We start from the raw sequence: 14007 nt of genomic DNA, 5'->3' as shown, positions 1-14007 counted from the left end.
CCGGTGACGCAGGGCTCAGCAGGTAGGGCGCTCGAGGGACCGAACCTGCGGCGTCAATCCCCACTCGGTGCGTCCCAGCCTGCTCGCGGGCGCGAGCGCCGCGAAGTCCGGCGCTCCGTCTTCGGCCAGCACGTCGCGCCGAACCGTCACCGCGACCACATCGCCCATGACCACGAACGAATCGCCCACCTCGATCACCCGGCGCAACGTGCACTCGATCGACGCGGGCGATTGCGCGACGCGGGGAGGGCGCACCCGCTCGCTCGGCTCCGCCTGCAGCCCGACTTCCGTGAACTCGTCGACCTCGTGCGGAAAATTCGCAGAGGAGGCGTTGACCTGCTCCATCAGCGGAACCGTCGCGACGTTCACCACGAATTCGCCCGTCTCCTCGATGTTGCGAAGACTGTCCTTGCGGCCCACCGACGTGAACTGCACGACCGGTGGCGCCGTGCTCGCGACCGTGAAGAAGCTGTAGGGAGCCACGTTGGCGACCCCGTCGCCCGACACGGTCGAGACCCACGCGATGGGACGGGGCACGATCGTGGCGGTGAGCAGCCCGTAGAAACGTCCGGGACTCAGATCGGCGGGATCGAAGACGGTGCGCATCCCCCCATTGTGGTGGTTGCCGGGCGGCGGATCGCTGCCCTGCCGCAACCCGGCGCGGCGCGGGGGAGAACCCGGGCACCTGCCGCCCCGCACTACCCTGGACGTCGTGAACCCGTCCACAGCCCAGGCCACCGCAGTCGTCGACGAACTCGCTCGAGGTGGGGTGCGGGATGTCGTGCTGTGCCCGGGCTCGCGCAATGCCCCGCTCGCGTTCGCGTTGCAGGCGGCAGATGCTGCCGGGCGGCTTCGTCTGCACATGCGCATCGACGAACGGACCGCCGGCTTTCTCGCGATCGGCCTGGCCCTGTCGTCGAAGCGGCCCGTGCCCGTGGTGATGACATCCGGGACAGCGGTGGCGAACCTTGCCCCGGCGGTCCTCGAGGCGAACTATGCGCGCGTGCCGCTCGTCGTTCTGAGCGCCAATCGCCCCTACGAACTGCTCGGATCGGGTGCGAACCAGACCGTCGAGCAACTCGGCCTGTTCGGTACGCAGGTCCGCGCGACCATCAGCCTGGGATTGGCGGAGAGCGCCGACCAGAACAGCGCGTGGCGATCGGCGGTCAGCCGTGTGCTGGCGGCAGCGCGCGGCACCCGGTCGGGGAACGCCGGTCCCGTGCACTTCGACATTCCGCTGCGTGAACCCCTCGTTCCCGCGGCGGACCAGAAGGGATCCGCCCCCGAAGGTCGTCCGGACGGGGCAGCGTGGACCACCACCGCCAACGCGACACTGGACGTACCGGTCGAGATCGACCTCACGCCGGACACGGTCGTCATCTCCGGGCACGGCTCCGCGCTGCGGCCCGAACTCGCGGGCCTGCCCACCGTCGCCGAACCGACCGCGCCGCTGCACGGCGTACCGCTGCACCCGATGGCGCTGCCACATCTGAAGCCGCGGCAGGCAATCATCACGGGCCGGCCGACCCTGCACCGTCCCGTGTCGAACCTGCTGGCAGACCCGGCGGTGGCGGTCTACGCCCTCACCACCGGTCCGCGCTGGCCCGATGTGTCCGGCAACGTTCTCGCGACCGGCACCCGCGCGGTGATCTCCGGACAGCCGGACGAGGCATGGCTCGAGCGGGGCCGGCAGCTTTCCGCGCACACCGACAAAGCCGTGCGTGCGCAGTTGGATTCCCACCCGAAAGCCACCGGACTGCACGTCGCCGCAGTCGTCACCGACGCGATGCGCGACGGAGACCAGTTGCTGCTCGGGGCTTCCAACCCCGTGCGCGACGCGGCGCTGGTCAGTTACCCGAAACCCGGCGTGAGTGTGTTGTCCAACCGGGGCGTCGCCGGTATCGACGGGACGGTCTCGACGGCGGTCGGCGCCGCGCTCGCCTATACCGCCGGCCGCACCGTCGCGCTGCTCGGCGACCTCACGTTCCTGCACGACGCGGCCGGACTGCTCATCGGACCTTCGGAGCCGCGCCCGCGCAACCTCACGATCGTCGTCGCGAACGACGACGGCGGCGGCATCTTCGAACTGCTCGAACAGGGCGACCCGCAGTATGCAGGCGTCTTCGAGCGAGTCTTCGGCACGCCGCACGGAATGGACCTCGGGGCGTTGTGCGCCGCGTACCGCGTTCCGCACGAGAGTGTGGACCTGCAGGGCCTGGCGGCCGCCCTCGCCGACACCGCTCCGCCGTCCGGGGGGATCCGGGTCGTCGAGGTGACCACCGACCGGGCGGGACTGCGTGAACTCCATGCGGCGGTGCGGGCTCAGCTGTGACCGGAACCGAACGCGCGCGACGCATCGTCCTCATCGTCGCCATCGCGCTGTCCGCATTGGCGGTCGCCCTGTTTCTCGGTGCTCTGCGCAACGACCGGACCATCGAGAGCGACATGGGCACCGCAACCGCCGAGGTGTTGTCGGCCGGGTCGCTCCGGTCCGCGGTCGCTTTCGTCACGCCCGACGGCGTCACACACAACCCCGAACTCGGCGTGCTGTACCCGACGGGTCTTGCCACCGGCCAGCGCATCGCCGTCGAGTACGCGCGCAGTGATCCCGACCTGGTGAGGGTCACCGGACGCGATGCCCGGGTGGCACTGATCCCCACCGGTTCGGTGATTGTGGTCACGTGGCTGATCGCGGTGCCGGTCCTCGTCTACCTGCGGCGCCGTGAGGCCGCGGACACCGATCCCTCCGTGGCCGAGGGCGCGGCACGCGCGATGTCCTGACGACGAGGTCCTCCTCAGGGTTCGCGGGCCCGTCGCCGGGTAACGTTTCGGCCGTGGCAAAAACTCACGGATCGCGCGCGTCCCTCGACAAGGATCCGCGCGAGGTCGCGTCCATGTTCGACGGTGTCGCGGCGCGCTACGACCTGACCAATACCGTTCTGTCGTTCGGCCAGGACCGCGGATGGCGCCGTGCGACGCGTGCCGCGCTGGACCTGAAGCCCGGCGAGCGGGTTCTCGATCTCGCGGCCGGCACCGGCGTCTCGACGGTCGAACTCGGCCGCTCCGGAGCGTGGGTGGTGGCCACCGACTTCTCCACCGGCATGCTGAACGCCGGTGCGTTCCGCCAGGTACCCATGGTCGCGGGCGACGCGATGCGGTTGCCGTTCGCCGACGCCGTCTTCGACGCCGCGACGATTTCCTTCGGCCTGCGCAACGTCGCCGATCCCGATGCCGGCCTCCGCGAGATCGCGCGGGTCGTCAAGCCCGGCGGGCGGTTGGTGGTGTGCGAATTCTCCACTCCCGTGCGGGAACCGCTGCGCACGGTCTACATGGAATACCTGATGCGTGCGCTTCCGCGGGTCGCGCGCGCCGTGAGCAGCAACCCCGACGCGTACGTGTACCTGGCCGAGTCGATCCGGGCATGGCCGACGCAGGAACAACTCGCCGTGCGTATCGGAGAGGCAGGCTGGCGCGACGTGAAGTGGCGGAATCTGACGGGCGGGATCGCGGCGCTGCACAGCGCGGTGCGCTAGGTCGGCACAGCGCGGTGCGCTGGATCGGTACAGCGCGGTGTGTCAGGCGAACAACGGCCGGCGGTCCCAGCGCATGGACGCACGTCCGCTCGCCCGCCACGCCCGTGCCACGACATCGGTGTCCTCGTCGGTCACCAGATTTCCCATCACACGCACCGCGACATTCATCATCGCCCGTGATCGCATCGCGACCGGTCCGGTCGTCGGCAGGAACTTCGGCACGGTGAGCAGCCCGGCGAGCCTTCGTGCGGTCGAGAACGCGGCTCCGTAGTGCGCGCGCAGCAATGCGGGCCACTCGCCTGTCAGATCGTCCCGGTCGAGGATCTCTGCGAGCAGGCGCCCGCCCTCGAGTCCGTAGTCGATGCCTTCTCCGTTGAGGGGATTGACGCAGGCGGCTGCGTCGCCGACGAGCGCCCAGTTGACGCCGGCCACTCCGGACACCGCACCACCCATGGGAAGTAGGGCCGACGCGACCCTGGTCACGGGGCCCAGTCCCCACTCCGCACGACGCTTGTCCGCGTACAGGTCGATCAACGGCCGCAACGATCCCTGTGCGGGGCGCGCGGCCGTGGCGAGCGTGCCCACGCCGATGTTGACCTCGCCGGTTCCGAGTGGGAACACCCAGCCGTAACCCGGTTGCAGGGTTCCCGCATCGTCACGCAACTCGAGGTGCGAGGTGATCCACGGATCGTCGCTCCGGGTCGATGTCGCATAGGCGCGCGCGGCCACGCCGTACGCGGTGTCGCGGTGCCAGCGGCGCCCGAGGACCTTGCCGAGCGGCGAGCGCACGCCGTCGGCGACGACGAGCCGCCGGCACGACACGGTGCGCGGACCGTCCTCGGTGCGGAGGAGAACGGAGGTCACCCGGTCGCCGTCACGCTCGACGTCGACGGCCTTGGCACCTTCGACCATCCGGGCACCGGAGTCGAGGGCGACCCGGCGGATCCGGTCGTCCAACTCGGTGCGGGGCACGGCGCTACCCATCGAGGGGAACGAGGAGTCCGGCCACGGCAACTCGAACCGGCCGCCGAACCCTTCCAGGCGCAAGCCGCGGTTGACGGTGTGGGTGCGCAACCAGTCGCCCAGGCCGAGACGGTCCAGTTCCGCGACCGCGCGCGGGGTGAGCCCGTCGCCGCAGGTCTTGTCTCGCGGGAACCTCGCGGCGTCGACCAACAGCACGTCGTGCCCGGCGCGGGCTGCCCATGCCGCAGCCGACGAACCGGCGGGACCGGCACCGACGACGAGAACATCGGTACTGTCGGGAACGCAGGACCGGGATTGCCGCGGCTCTGTCGCGGAGTTTTCGCCCACCACGTGTCCATCCTCTCAGGCACGACTTTCTCGCCTCGACGAGGTGGTGTGGTGGTGGAGCGGCTAGGTTCACTACCGTGAGGCCGAGGCGACAGAAGAGGATGGGTACGTCATCGTGAGCACTGAGGGGGCGGCTCGGACCGCCGGTCCGGCCGACGCGGTATCGAGCACCGTCGTTGCTGGTGTGGAACTCGGCGACCCGGGTCTCGCGACCAGCGTGCGCGACGGACTCGCGAGCGTCGAGGCACTGCTCGTCCAGGAGTTGTCGGACGGTGAAGACTTCCTGACGGAGGCGGCACTGCACCTCGCGAAGGCGGGCGGCAAGCGATTCCGGCCGCTGTTCACGATCCTGACCGCGCAACTCGGCCCCAACCCCGCCGATCCGTCGGTCGTGACGGCAGCGACGGTGGTCGAACTCGTCCACCTCGCGACCCTCTACCACGACGACGTGATGGACGAGGCGACGATGCGGCGGGGCGCTCCGAGCGCGAACGTGCGCTGGAACAACAGCGTCGCCATCCTCGCCGGCGACTACCTGTTCGCCCACGCGTCCCGGCTGGTGTCCACACTCGGCCCGTCCGCGGTGCAGATCATCGCCGAGACGTTCGCCGAACTCGTCACCGGGCAGATGCGCGAAACCATCGGTGCCCGTGAGCAGCAGGACCCGGTCGAGCACTACCTGCGGGTGGTGTGGGAGAAGACCGGTTCGCTGATCGCGGCGAGCGGCCGATTCGGCGGCACCTTCTCCGGGGGCGACGAAGAACACGTCGCACGGCTCGAGAGGCTCGGCGACGCCGTCGGTACCGCCTTCCAGATCGTCGACGACATCATCGACATCGCGTCGGTCACGTCCGAATCGGGCAAGACACCCGGAACCGATCTTCGTGAGGGCGTACACACGTTGCCGGTGCTCTACGCGCTGCGCGAGACCGGACCCGACGCGGACCGGTTGCGGGAGCTGCTCGTCGGCCCGATCGACGACGAGGCACACGTCGAGGAGGCCCTCGAACTTCTCGTCCGGTCGCCCGGCATGGAGGCGGCCAAGCACACCCTCGACACGTATGCGCGGCGGGCGCACGCCGAGCTCGAGGCGCTGCCTCAGGGTCCCGCCAACGAGGCGCTGCGGCACCTCGTCGACTTCACGATCGCCCGGGTGGGCTGACCTCCTCCGACCTGTCCCGGGGGAACCGGGAAGCTCTGCCGTTCGTTGATCGGGCGAATGGACCACCACCGTGCGAACCACAGACGCGGGGTGGGGGAGGAGCGTGACGTGCACGGGTATGCGAACCGTCTCAAGACGGCCGGGTTACTGGTGGGAATGTCGGCGCTGATCGTCTTCGTCGGCGCCTTGTTCCAGAACTCGACGATCCTGGTGATCTCGGTGGTGCTGGCGGTCGGTGTGAACGGGTACGCGTACTTCAACAGCGACAAGCTCGCGTTGCGGTCGATGCACGCGCAGCCGATCACCGAGGTCCAGGCACCGGTGATCTACCGCATCGTGCGTGAGCTGGCGACGGCGGCGCATCAACCGATGCCGCGGTTGTATGTCAGTCCCACCAACGCGCCCAACGCGTTCGCCACCGGCAGGAATCCACGTAATGCCGCGGTGTGCTGCACCAGCGGGATCCTCGACATTCTCGACGAGCGCGAACTACGCGCGGTCCTCGGTCACGAGTTGTCGCACGTCTACAACCGCGACATCCTGATCTCGTCCGTCGCCGGCGCCATGGCCGCAGTCATCTCCGGCCTTGCCAACTTCGCGTTCTTCGCGGGCGCGTTCGGTGGCGGCCGGGAGGGCGGCGCCAATCCGATCGCGCTGTTGCTCGTCTCGTTGCTCGGCCCCATTGCCGCGTCGGTGGTCAGGCTGGCGGTCTCGCGCTCACGTGAGTACCAGGCAGACCAGTCCGGCGCCGAGCTGACGGGCGATCCTCTGGCGCTGGCGTCGGCGCTACGCAAGCTCGAGCGCGGCACCCAGGCCGCACCGTTGCCGCCGGAGCCGCAACTCGCGGCTCAGTCGCACCTGATGATCGCCAATCCGTTCCGGGCCGGCGACAAGATGAGCAGGCTGTTCTCCACCCATCCGCCGATGGAGGAGCGCATCGCGCGGCTGGAGCGCATGGCCGGCCTGCGGTAGGCGACCCCGCGTAGTTCCGGGGAAGTGCCCGCAGAGGCCTCAGGGCCCGGAAACCGCGGGAGCGACACCGCCCGCGCAGGGAAGCGCGGGACGGGTGTCGGTGTGGCCGCGTCGCTCTAGCGGTAGTTGACGAACTGCAGCGCCACGTCGAGGTCGGCGTTCTTGAGCAGCGCGATGATGGCCTGAAGGTCGTCACGCTTCTTGCTGCTCACACGCAGCTCTTCGCCCTGGATCTGTGCCTTCACGCCCTTGGGGCCTTCGTCACGGATGAGCTTCGTGATCTTCTTCGCATTCTCCTGGCTGATGCCTTGGACGAGAGTGCCGGTGAGCTTGTAGACCTTGCCCGACTGGGTCGGTTCTCCGGTCTCGAGCGACTTGAGGGACAGGTCCCGCCGGATCAGCTTCTCCTTGAACACGTCGAGCGCCGCCTTGACGCGGTCCTCGGTGTCGGCGGTGATCACGATGCTTTCTTCGCCGGACCATTCGATGCTCGCGCCGGTATTGCGGAAGTCGAAGCGGTTCGCGATCTCCTTCGCCGCCTGGTTCAGGGCGTTGTCCACTTCCTGACGGTCGACCTTGCTCACCACATCGAACGACGAATCAGCCACGTCTGTCTCCACTTCGGTCGGTCTGTACGGGGTTGTCATGCCGACGCTATCCGGTCGATCGGCGCCCGTAACCACCCGGTTTGCATTTCGGGGGGGTATGCGTTGTATTCTTCCAACGCATCAGGGACACGGTCCCGAGAGCACCCGGCAGGTTGCCCGAGCGGCCAATGGGAGCGGACTGTAAATCCGTCGGCTTATGCCTACGTAGGTTCGAATCCTACACCTGCCACCACACAGCCCCGGTTCTTCGGAACCGGGGCTGTCGTGTTCTCCGGGGTAGTTTCCCGGGGGGTGCCGCGGCACACGGTCCGGCAGCTGTCGGCAACCCTGTCGGGCCGACCGGAGCGTGCGGTGGCCGGCAGGTCCTGCGCGACGCTCGAGCGTCGCTTTTGGTGCCACTACCTGCTGATTTTGTGCTGACGGCGAGTGTGTGTAATCTTTTGGAGGCCGCAGCGAGCAGAGATGCTCCACGTGGCCGCGCCCCCTTAGCTCAGTCGGCAGAGCGTTTCCATGGTAAGGAAAAGGTCGACGGTTCGATTCCGTCAGGGGGCTCGCTGGATTGTGTGCCTTGATTCCGCGCGGCACATGACACCGAGGCGGTGTAGCTCAGTTGGTAGAGCAAACGACTCATAATCGTTGTGTCGCCGGTTCAAGTCCGGCCATCGCTACCAGAGTTGAATGAACCACCTGATCGATCATGATCAGATTTAACCGAAAGAAGGCATCCCGTGGCCTCCTCTACAGACGTCCGGCCGAAGATCACCTTGGCCTGCGAGGTGTGCAAGCACCGCAACTACATCACCAAGAAGAACCGTCGCAACGACCCCGATCGGCTCGAACTGAAGAAGTTCTGCCCGAACTGCGGTACGCACCAGTCGCACCGCGAGTCGAAGTAGCCTATCTGATCGACGTCGACGCGTAAGGTCTCCGCAATACCGACCGCGCCTGTTGGCGTCCTGGGCGGAATTGCGGAGGTTTTTGCGTATGACAGACGCACTCGTATCCGAAGACTCTGTGGACGTGACCGAACAGGCCGGGATCCAGTTCGATGTCGCCGCGCATGCGAAGTCCATGGTCGGACACCATTACCGTGTGGACGACTTCTACGAAGTCGGCCGCGAGAAGATTCGTGAGTACGCCCGTGCGGTGCTCGACGGACATCCCGCGCACCACGACGAGGACGCAGCCAAAGGCCTCGGATACGACGGCCTGATCGCTCCGCTCACGTTCATCTCGATCGTCGGCATGATCGCGCAGCGCAAGCTGTTCGAGGAAGTCGTCACGGGTTACGACCTGAGTCAGATCATGCAGACCGATCAACGTCTCGTGTTCCACCGGCCGATCCAGGCAGGCGATCGTCTGTTCTGTGACGTGTACCTGGAGGAATTCCGTCAGGCAGCCGGCAGCGACATCATCACCACGAAGAACCTCATCACGGATCAGTTCGACAATCTCGTGCTGACCTCGTGGACCACATTGGTGGGCCGTACCGGCGGCGAGGTCGACGCCAACATCGCGCACGCGGTCAAGGATGTGATGATGCATGAGCCTTCGTAGCTTCGAAGACGTCGTGGTCGGGGACGAGCTTCCCACCAAGACGGTGACGCTCACGCGCGGAAATCTCGTCAACTATGCCGGTGTGTCGGGTGATCCCAACCCGATTCACTGGAGCGACAAGGTCGCCGAACTTGCCGGCTTGCGCGGCGTCGTCGGTCACGGCATGCTCTCCATGGGCATCGGGGCCGGCTATGTCACGGAGTGGCTGGGAGACCCCGGTGCGGTGAAGGAATACAACGTTCGTTTCACCAGCCCGGTATACGTGGAGGCCGATGAGGCCGCCGCAATCGAGTTCAACGGCAAGATCAAGTCGTTGGACCCGGAAAGCAAGACAGCAGTGGTCGCGATCGTGGCGAAGTCGGAAGGTCGTAAGATCTTCGGCCGGGCCACGGCAACGGTTCGCTTGGCCTGACGGCCGGGCGGATTGGGTTTGTCCCGGGGCAATGCAGTACACTAAAGCTTCTGGGATCGTATAGCGCAGCGCGCTGCTCTTCGGTGCTCGTTCAAAGCCGATGGGGTAGCGCGCGTGTCATGTGATCGCAGACGGGTCGATCGACAAGGTGCTCGTTCGAGACACCGATGATCGACCAAAGGGGCGTAGCTCAATTGGCAGAGCAGCGGTCTCCAAAACCGCAGGTTGCAGGTTCAAGTCCTGTCGCCCCTGCCCCCGGACTGCCAGCGACCGAGAGGAACGATGTGAGCGAGGAGCGCGGTAAGCGCCTCAGCGACACCGGAGGGTTCACCCCCCGCGACGCTGGACCGGCAACCGGCGCAACCCCCGACGATTCCTCTGCGGTAGCGAGGCCGAGCGGCAAGCGTGTCGCCCGCTCGTCCGATGGTGGACGAGTTTCCGTCGCCAAGGATTCCGATCCGGCAGGTTCGCGCCGTGCCAGGTCTGCCGTCGCGACCGGTGACGTCTCCGGGGACAAGAAGCCCGAGAACATCTTCAAGCGCCTGCGTCGCTACTTCCGTGAGGTCATCGCCGAGCTCCGCAAGGTGATCTGGCCGAATCGCAAGCAGCTGACCACCTACACGATCGTCGTGGTGGTGTTCGTGGCTGTGATGACGGCGTTCATCTTCGGCTTGGATCTGGCGTTCGTGCAGGGCGTCAGCTGGTTGTTCGGCTAGCGCTCGCGCGCCTGCAAATTTGATCGACGAGAGGAAAAGTGCCGGTGAGCACCCCCGAGAACGACTCCTACGAGGCTTCGGCCGAAGAGCACGTTTCGGACGAGGTTTTCGTTGACGACGCGGCGACCGCCGAGGCCGTCGATGCCGACGCGACGCCCGAGAACGTCGATGACCTTGCCCCTGCCGGTGAGGATGCCGACGCATCTGCAGAAGGTGGCGAGCCCGAAGCCGAGGTCGAGATCGATCCCGCCGAGGCTCTGGAGAAGCAGCTTCGCCTCGAAGCCGGTGACTGGTATGTGATCCACTCGTACGCCGGTTACGAGAACAAGGTGAAGGCCAACCTCGAGACCCGCGTGCAGAACCTGGATCTGGGCGAGTACATCTTCCAGGTCGAGGTGCCCACGGAAGAGGTCACCGAGATCAAGAACGGGCAGCGCAAGCTGGTCAACCGCAAGGTGCTGCCCGGTTACATCCTGGTTCGCATGGAGCTGAACGACGAGTCGTGGGGCGCCGTGCGCAACACGCCCGGCGTGACCGGCTTCGTCGGTGCGACCTCCCGTCCGTCGCCGCTGACGATCAAGGAGGTCGTGAAGTTCCTCCTCCCGCAGCAGGCGAAGAAGAAGCCTGCGGCCGGAACGTCGGCCGCCGGCGAGCAGTCGGCCGCCGCGTCGTCGAAGCCCACCATCGAGGTGGACTTCGAGGTCGGGGAGTCCGTGACCGTGATGGACGGTCCGTTCGCTACGCTGCCCGCGTCCATCAGCGAAGTAAATGCCGAGCAGCAGAAGCTCAAGGTCCTGGTGTCGATCTTCGGTCGTGAGACTCCCGTGGAGTTGTCCTTCACGCAGGTTTCGAAGATCTGACGCACGAAAGCTTGCAGTAGCAATACGCAAGAACCACACCGAGCAAGAAACTTAGGAATAGAGATGCCCCCCAAGAAGAAGAAGATCGCCGGGCTCATCAAGCTCCAGATCCAGGCCGGCGCGGCCAATCCGGCGCCTCCGGTCGGCCCCGCGCTGGGTCAGCACGGCGTCAACATCATGGAGTTCTGCAAGGCGTACAACGCAGCGACCGAGTCGCAGCGCGGCAACGTCGTGCCGGTCGAGATCACGGTCTACGAAGACCGCTCGTTCGACTTCAAGCTGAAGACGCCTCCGGCTGCCAAGCTGCTGCTCAAGGCAGCGGGCGTGCAGAAGGGCTCCGGCGAGCCGCACAAGACCAAGGTCGCCACGGTGACCATGGATCAGGTGCGCGAGATCGCCAAGACCAAGCAGGAAGACCTGAACGCCAACGACGTCGAGGCCGCCGCGAAGATCATCGCCGGCACCGCGCGTTCGATGGGCATCACGGTCGAGGGCTGAGAATCCCTCACCGGTCGGAAGGGACACGTTCCCGTCCGGCTGCAGCACCACCACGTGGGAGGGCCGGCCAGGTCCGCAACCACTCCCGAACCATTCACCGCAGGGTGAGAAGTTAGGAAAGAACATGGCAAAGCGCAGCAAGGCATACCTCGCCGCCGCCGAGAAGATCGATTCCGACAAGCTCTACAGCCCCCTCGCAGCCGCAAAGCTCGCGCAGGAGACAGGCTCGAAGAACAGCGACAGCACGGTCGAGGTCGCAATGCGCCTCGGCGTCGACCCCCGCAAGGCCGATCAGATGGTCCGCGGCACGGTCAACCTGCCCCACGGCACGGGTAAGACCGCTCGCGTCATCGTCTTCGCCGTCGGCGAGAAGGCTGCCGAGGCAGAGGCCGCAGGCGCCGACGTCGTCGGTGCAGAGGACCTGATCGAGCGGATTCAGGGTGGCTGGCTGGACTTCGACGCCGCGATCGCGACGCCGGACCAGATGGCCAAGGTCGGTCGTATCGCGCGTGTCCTCGGCCCGCGTGGCCTCATGCCGAACCCGAAGACCGGCACGGTCACGCCGGACGTCGCGAAGGCTGTCACGGACATCAAGGGCGGCAAGATCAACTTCCGCGTCGACAAGAACGCCAACCTTCACTTCGTGATCGGTAAGGCATCCTTCGGCGACACCAAGCTGGTCGAGAACTACGCGGCTGCCCTCGACGAGGTGCTCCGTGTGAAGCCCTCGAGCGCGAAGGGCCGCTACATCAAGAAGATCACGATCGCTACGACCACCGGACCGGGCATCCCGGTGGATCCGCAGCGCACGCGTAACCTTCTCGAGACTGCAGAGTAGATCGCTCGTTCACGCGAGTACGCACTCCGAACGGCCGGCACAGGATCCCTGTGCCGGCCGTTTTGCGTTCTACCGGCGTGTTCCGCTACAGTAGCTGGGTAGTTCGGCATTGTGCCGATCTCCACCCCGATCATGTTCTACCAAAGACCGTTGGTCACCGAGGTTGCTTGCAGCATCGGTTGAAGGTCCGGATTCATCCGGCGGCCCACGCAGGAGGACGAGGTTAGGGGAGTTGCGAAACGATCGCCTCCGTGCGGTTCTGATCCCTCTCTCACGCCCCGTGTGCCCTGCGCCGGGGCGTTTGTCGTTCCCGGCCCGACGGTTCCCGGTGGGACGTCCCATTCGGGACACCGGGAAAACGACTGTTACTGAGAGGAGGCGAAGTATGGCAAAGCCCGAGAAGGTTTCCGCAGTTGCGGAGATCACCGAGCAGTTCAAGAGCTCGACGGCCGCCGTGATCACGGAATACCGTGGTCTTTCGGTGGGAAGTCTGACTGAGCTGCGTCGCGCTCTCGGAGAGGGTGCTACCTACTCCGTCGCCAAGAACACCCTGGTCAAGCGTGCCGCCGCAGAGGCGGGCGTCGAGGGTCTCGACGATCTGTTCGTCGGTCCGACCGCCATCGCGTTCGTCAAGGGCGAGCCGGTGGACGCAGCGAAGGCTCTCAAGGCCTTCGCTAAGGACAACAAGGCACTCGTCATCAAGGGCGGGTACATGGACGGCGGCATGCTGTCCGTGGACCAGGTCAACCAGATCGCGGACCTCGAGTCCCGCGAGGTGCTGTTGGCCAAGCTCGCCGGCGCGATGAAGGGCAACTTGGCAAAGGCCGCGAGTCTGTTCAATGCTCCCGCTTCGCAGGTGGCTCGCCTTGCGGCCGCCCTGCAGGAGAAGAAGGAAGCCGAAGAGGCAGCCTGACGCTGATCCGCATCACCGCGTATCGCTGAACAAATCCACGCACGCTCCGGCGTGCACCATCCCATCCGGTCGCGGATCAGCGACATGGGACTTACAGGAAGGACCGCCATCATGGCGAAGCTCACCACCGAAGAGCTGCTCGACGCGTTCAAGGAACTGACCCTGCTCGAGCTCTCGGAGTTCGTGAAGGCATTCGAGGAGACCTTCGAGGTCACCGCTGCTGCTCCGGTCGCCGTTGCCGCTGCCGGCGCTCCGGCCGCTGCTGCCGAGGCTGCTGAAGAGCAGGACGAGTTCGACGTCATCCTCGAAGGTGCCGGCGAGAAGAAGATCCAGGTCATCAAGGTCGTTCGCGAGATCGTCTCCGGCCTGGGCCTGAAGGAAGCCAAGGACCTCGTCGAGGGTGCTCCGAAGCCGATCCTGGAGAAGGTTGCCAAGGACGCTGCAGAGGCTGCCAAGGCGAAGCTCGAGGATGCCGGCGCCAAGGTTTCCGTCAAGTAAGACGGTTTCCCTTGCGCGGGCGGGACGGTCTCCGTCCCTCTCGTGCGGCGTTACTCCGAAGGCCGCCCCCACGGATGTGTTCCGTGGGGGCGGTCTTTTCGGTATTTCGGGGCTTGCGGGGCCGTCGCC

The 14007-nt window shown here is 66.3% G+C and carries 17 protein-coding genes and 4 tRNA genes; 18 read left to right on the top strand and 3 right to left on the bottom strand.

Annotated elements, in window-relative coordinates:
- Window positions 1-15 precede the first annotated feature (15 nt).
- The gene (locus HF886_RS00505; protein WP_169651260.1) at window positions 16-606 is read right to left on the bottom strand and encodes a flavin reductase family protein; all 591 of its coding nucleotides are present in this window, start codon (window positions 604-606) and stop codon (window positions 16-18) included.
- 106 nt (window positions 607-712) lie between these two features.
- Between HF886_RS00505 and menD the strand changes: the two genes are divergently transcribed.
- From menD to HF886_RS00490, 3 genes are read left to right on the top strand one after another with little or no spacing between them, the layout of a single operon-like run.
- The gene (gene menD / locus HF886_RS00500) at window positions 713-2332 is read left to right on the top strand and encodes a 2-succinyl-5-enolpyruvyl-6-hydroxy-3-cyclohexene-1-carboxylic-acid synthase (protein ID WP_169651259.1); all 1620 of its coding nucleotides are present in this window, start codon (window positions 713-715) and stop codon (window positions 2330-2332) included.
- The gene (locus HF886_RS00495; RefSeq protein WP_169651258.1) at window positions 2329-2781 is read left to right on the top strand and encodes a DUF3592 domain-containing protein; all 453 of its coding nucleotides are present in this window, start codon (window positions 2329-2331) and stop codon (window positions 2779-2781) included. Before menD ends, HF886_RS00495 begins: the two co-directional genes overlap by 4 nt.
- Window positions 2782-2834: 53 nt before the next feature.
- The gene (locus HF886_RS00490) at window positions 2835-3533 is read left to right on the top strand and encodes a demethylmenaquinone methyltransferase (protein WP_169619483.1); all 699 of its coding nucleotides are present in this window, start codon (window positions 2835-2837) and stop codon (window positions 3531-3533) included.
- A 42-nt stretch (window positions 3534-3575) separates the two neighbouring features.
- Here the strand turns inward: HF886_RS00490 and HF886_RS00485 are convergent, their stop codons facing one another.
- Window positions 3576-4847 carry a geranylgeranyl reductase family protein gene (locus HF886_RS00485; protein WP_169651257.1) on the bottom strand — a complete coding sequence of 424 codons (1272 nt, stop codon included), beginning with the start codon at window positions 4845-4847 and terminating at the stop codon, window positions 3576-3578.
- 112 nt (window positions 4848-4959) lie between these two features.
- Between HF886_RS00485 and HF886_RS00480 the strand changes: the two genes are divergently transcribed.
- Both HF886_RS00480 and htpX read left to right on the top strand, forming a co-directional pair.
- Window positions 4960-6006: a polyprenyl synthetase family protein gene (locus tag HF886_RS00480; protein WP_169619485.1), complete on the top strand. Its 1047-nt coding sequence runs from the start codon at window positions 4960-4962 to the stop codon at window positions 6004-6006.
- Window positions 6007-6114: 108 nt separating this feature from the next.
- Window positions 6115-6978, top strand: a complete 864-nt coding sequence (gene htpX, locus HF886_RS00475) for a zinc metalloprotease HtpX (protein WP_296551253.1) — start codon at window positions 6115-6117, stop codon at window positions 6976-6978.
- A 116-nt stretch (window positions 6979-7094) separates the two neighbouring features.
- Here htpX and HF886_RS00470 read toward each other — a convergent pair whose 3' ends face one another.
- Window positions 7095-7586: a YajQ family cyclic di-GMP-binding protein gene (locus tag HF886_RS00470; protein WP_169619487.1), complete on the bottom strand. Its 492-nt coding sequence runs from the start codon at window positions 7584-7586 to the stop codon at window positions 7095-7097.
- Window positions 7587-7732: 146 nt separating this feature from the next.
- Here HF886_RS00470 and HF886_RS00465 point away from each other — a divergent pair.
- The 13 genes from HF886_RS00465 to rplL all read left to right on the top strand — a co-directional run bounded on the left by HF886_RS00465 (window position 7733) and on the right by rplL (window position 13878).
- Window positions 7733-7818 (top strand) — tRNA-Tyr (locus HF886_RS00465).
- 247 nt (window positions 7819-8065) lie between these two features.
- A tRNA-Thr gene (locus tag HF886_RS00460) sits at window positions 8066-8138 on the top strand.
- 43 nt (window positions 8139-8181) lie between these two features.
- Window positions 8182-8257: transfer RNA gene (locus tag HF886_RS00455), tRNA-Met, on the top strand.
- Window positions 8258-8314: 57 nt separating this feature from the next.
- A complete protein-coding gene (gene rpmG, locus HF886_RS00450; protein WP_003941903.1) occupies window positions 8315-8482 on the top strand; it encodes a 50S ribosomal protein L33 in 168 nt (55 codons plus the stop codon).
- A gap of 88 nt (window positions 8483-8570) precedes the next feature.
- Window positions 8571-9143, top strand: a complete 573-nt coding sequence (hadA, locus tag HF886_RS20955; protein ID WP_169619488.1) for a (3R)-hydroxyacyl-ACP dehydratase subunit HadA — start codon at window positions 8571-8573, stop codon at window positions 9141-9143.
- Window positions 9130-9555: a (3R)-hydroxyacyl-ACP dehydratase subunit HadB gene (hadB, locus tag HF886_RS20950; RefSeq protein WP_169619489.1), complete on the top strand. Its 426-nt coding sequence runs from the start codon at window positions 9130-9132 to the stop codon at window positions 9553-9555. Before hadA ends, hadB begins: the two co-directional genes overlap by 14 nt.
- 179 nt (window positions 9556-9734) lie before the next feature.
- Window positions 9735-9807: transfer RNA gene (locus tag HF886_RS00435), tRNA-Trp, on the top strand.
- Between the two features lie 32 nt (window positions 9808-9839).
- A complete protein-coding gene (gene secE, locus HF886_RS21315) occupies window positions 9840-10271 on the top strand; it encodes a preprotein translocase subunit SecE (protein WP_169619490.1) in 432 nt (143 codons plus the stop codon).
- 44 nt (window positions 10272-10315) lie between these two features.
- The gene (gene nusG, locus HF886_RS00425; RefSeq protein ID WP_169619491.1) at window positions 10316-11131 is read left to right on the top strand and encodes a transcription termination/antitermination protein NusG; all 816 of its coding nucleotides are present in this window, start codon (window positions 10316-10318) and stop codon (window positions 11129-11131) included.
- A 63-nt stretch (window positions 11132-11194) separates the two neighbouring features.
- Complete coding sequence (rplK, locus tag HF886_RS00420; protein WP_169619492.1) at window positions 11195-11629, top strand: 50S ribosomal protein L11; 435 nt, start codon at window positions 11195-11197, stop codon at window positions 11627-11629.
- Window positions 11630-11753: 124 nt separating this feature from the next.
- Window positions 11754-12467 carry a 50S ribosomal protein L1 gene (gene rplA, locus HF886_RS00415; RefSeq protein ID WP_169619493.1) on the top strand — a complete coding sequence of 238 codons (714 nt, stop codon included), beginning with the start codon at window positions 11754-11756 and terminating at the stop codon, window positions 12465-12467.
- 385 nt (window positions 12468-12852) lie between these two features.
- On the top strand, window positions 12853-13380 hold the full coding sequence (gene rplJ / locus HF886_RS00410; RefSeq protein ID WP_169619494.1) for a 50S ribosomal protein L10: 528 nt from the start codon (window positions 12853-12855) through the stop codon (window positions 13378-13380).
- A 111-nt stretch (window positions 13381-13491) separates the two neighbouring features.
- On the top strand, window positions 13492-13878 hold the full coding sequence (gene rplL / locus HF886_RS00405; RefSeq protein ID WP_169619495.1) for a 50S ribosomal protein L7/L12: 387 nt from the start codon (window positions 13492-13494) through the stop codon (window positions 13876-13878).
- Window positions 13879-14007: the final 129 nt, after the last annotated feature.

The sequence above is a fragment of the Rhodococcus sp. 105337 genome, assembly GCF_012844225.1.
Lineage (GTDB): Bacteria > Actinomycetota > Actinomycetes > Mycobacteriales > Mycobacteriaceae > Rhodococcus.
The sequence above is the reverse complement of the archived record's forward strand: the minus strand, read 5'-3'. Positions and strand labels throughout refer to the sequence as shown.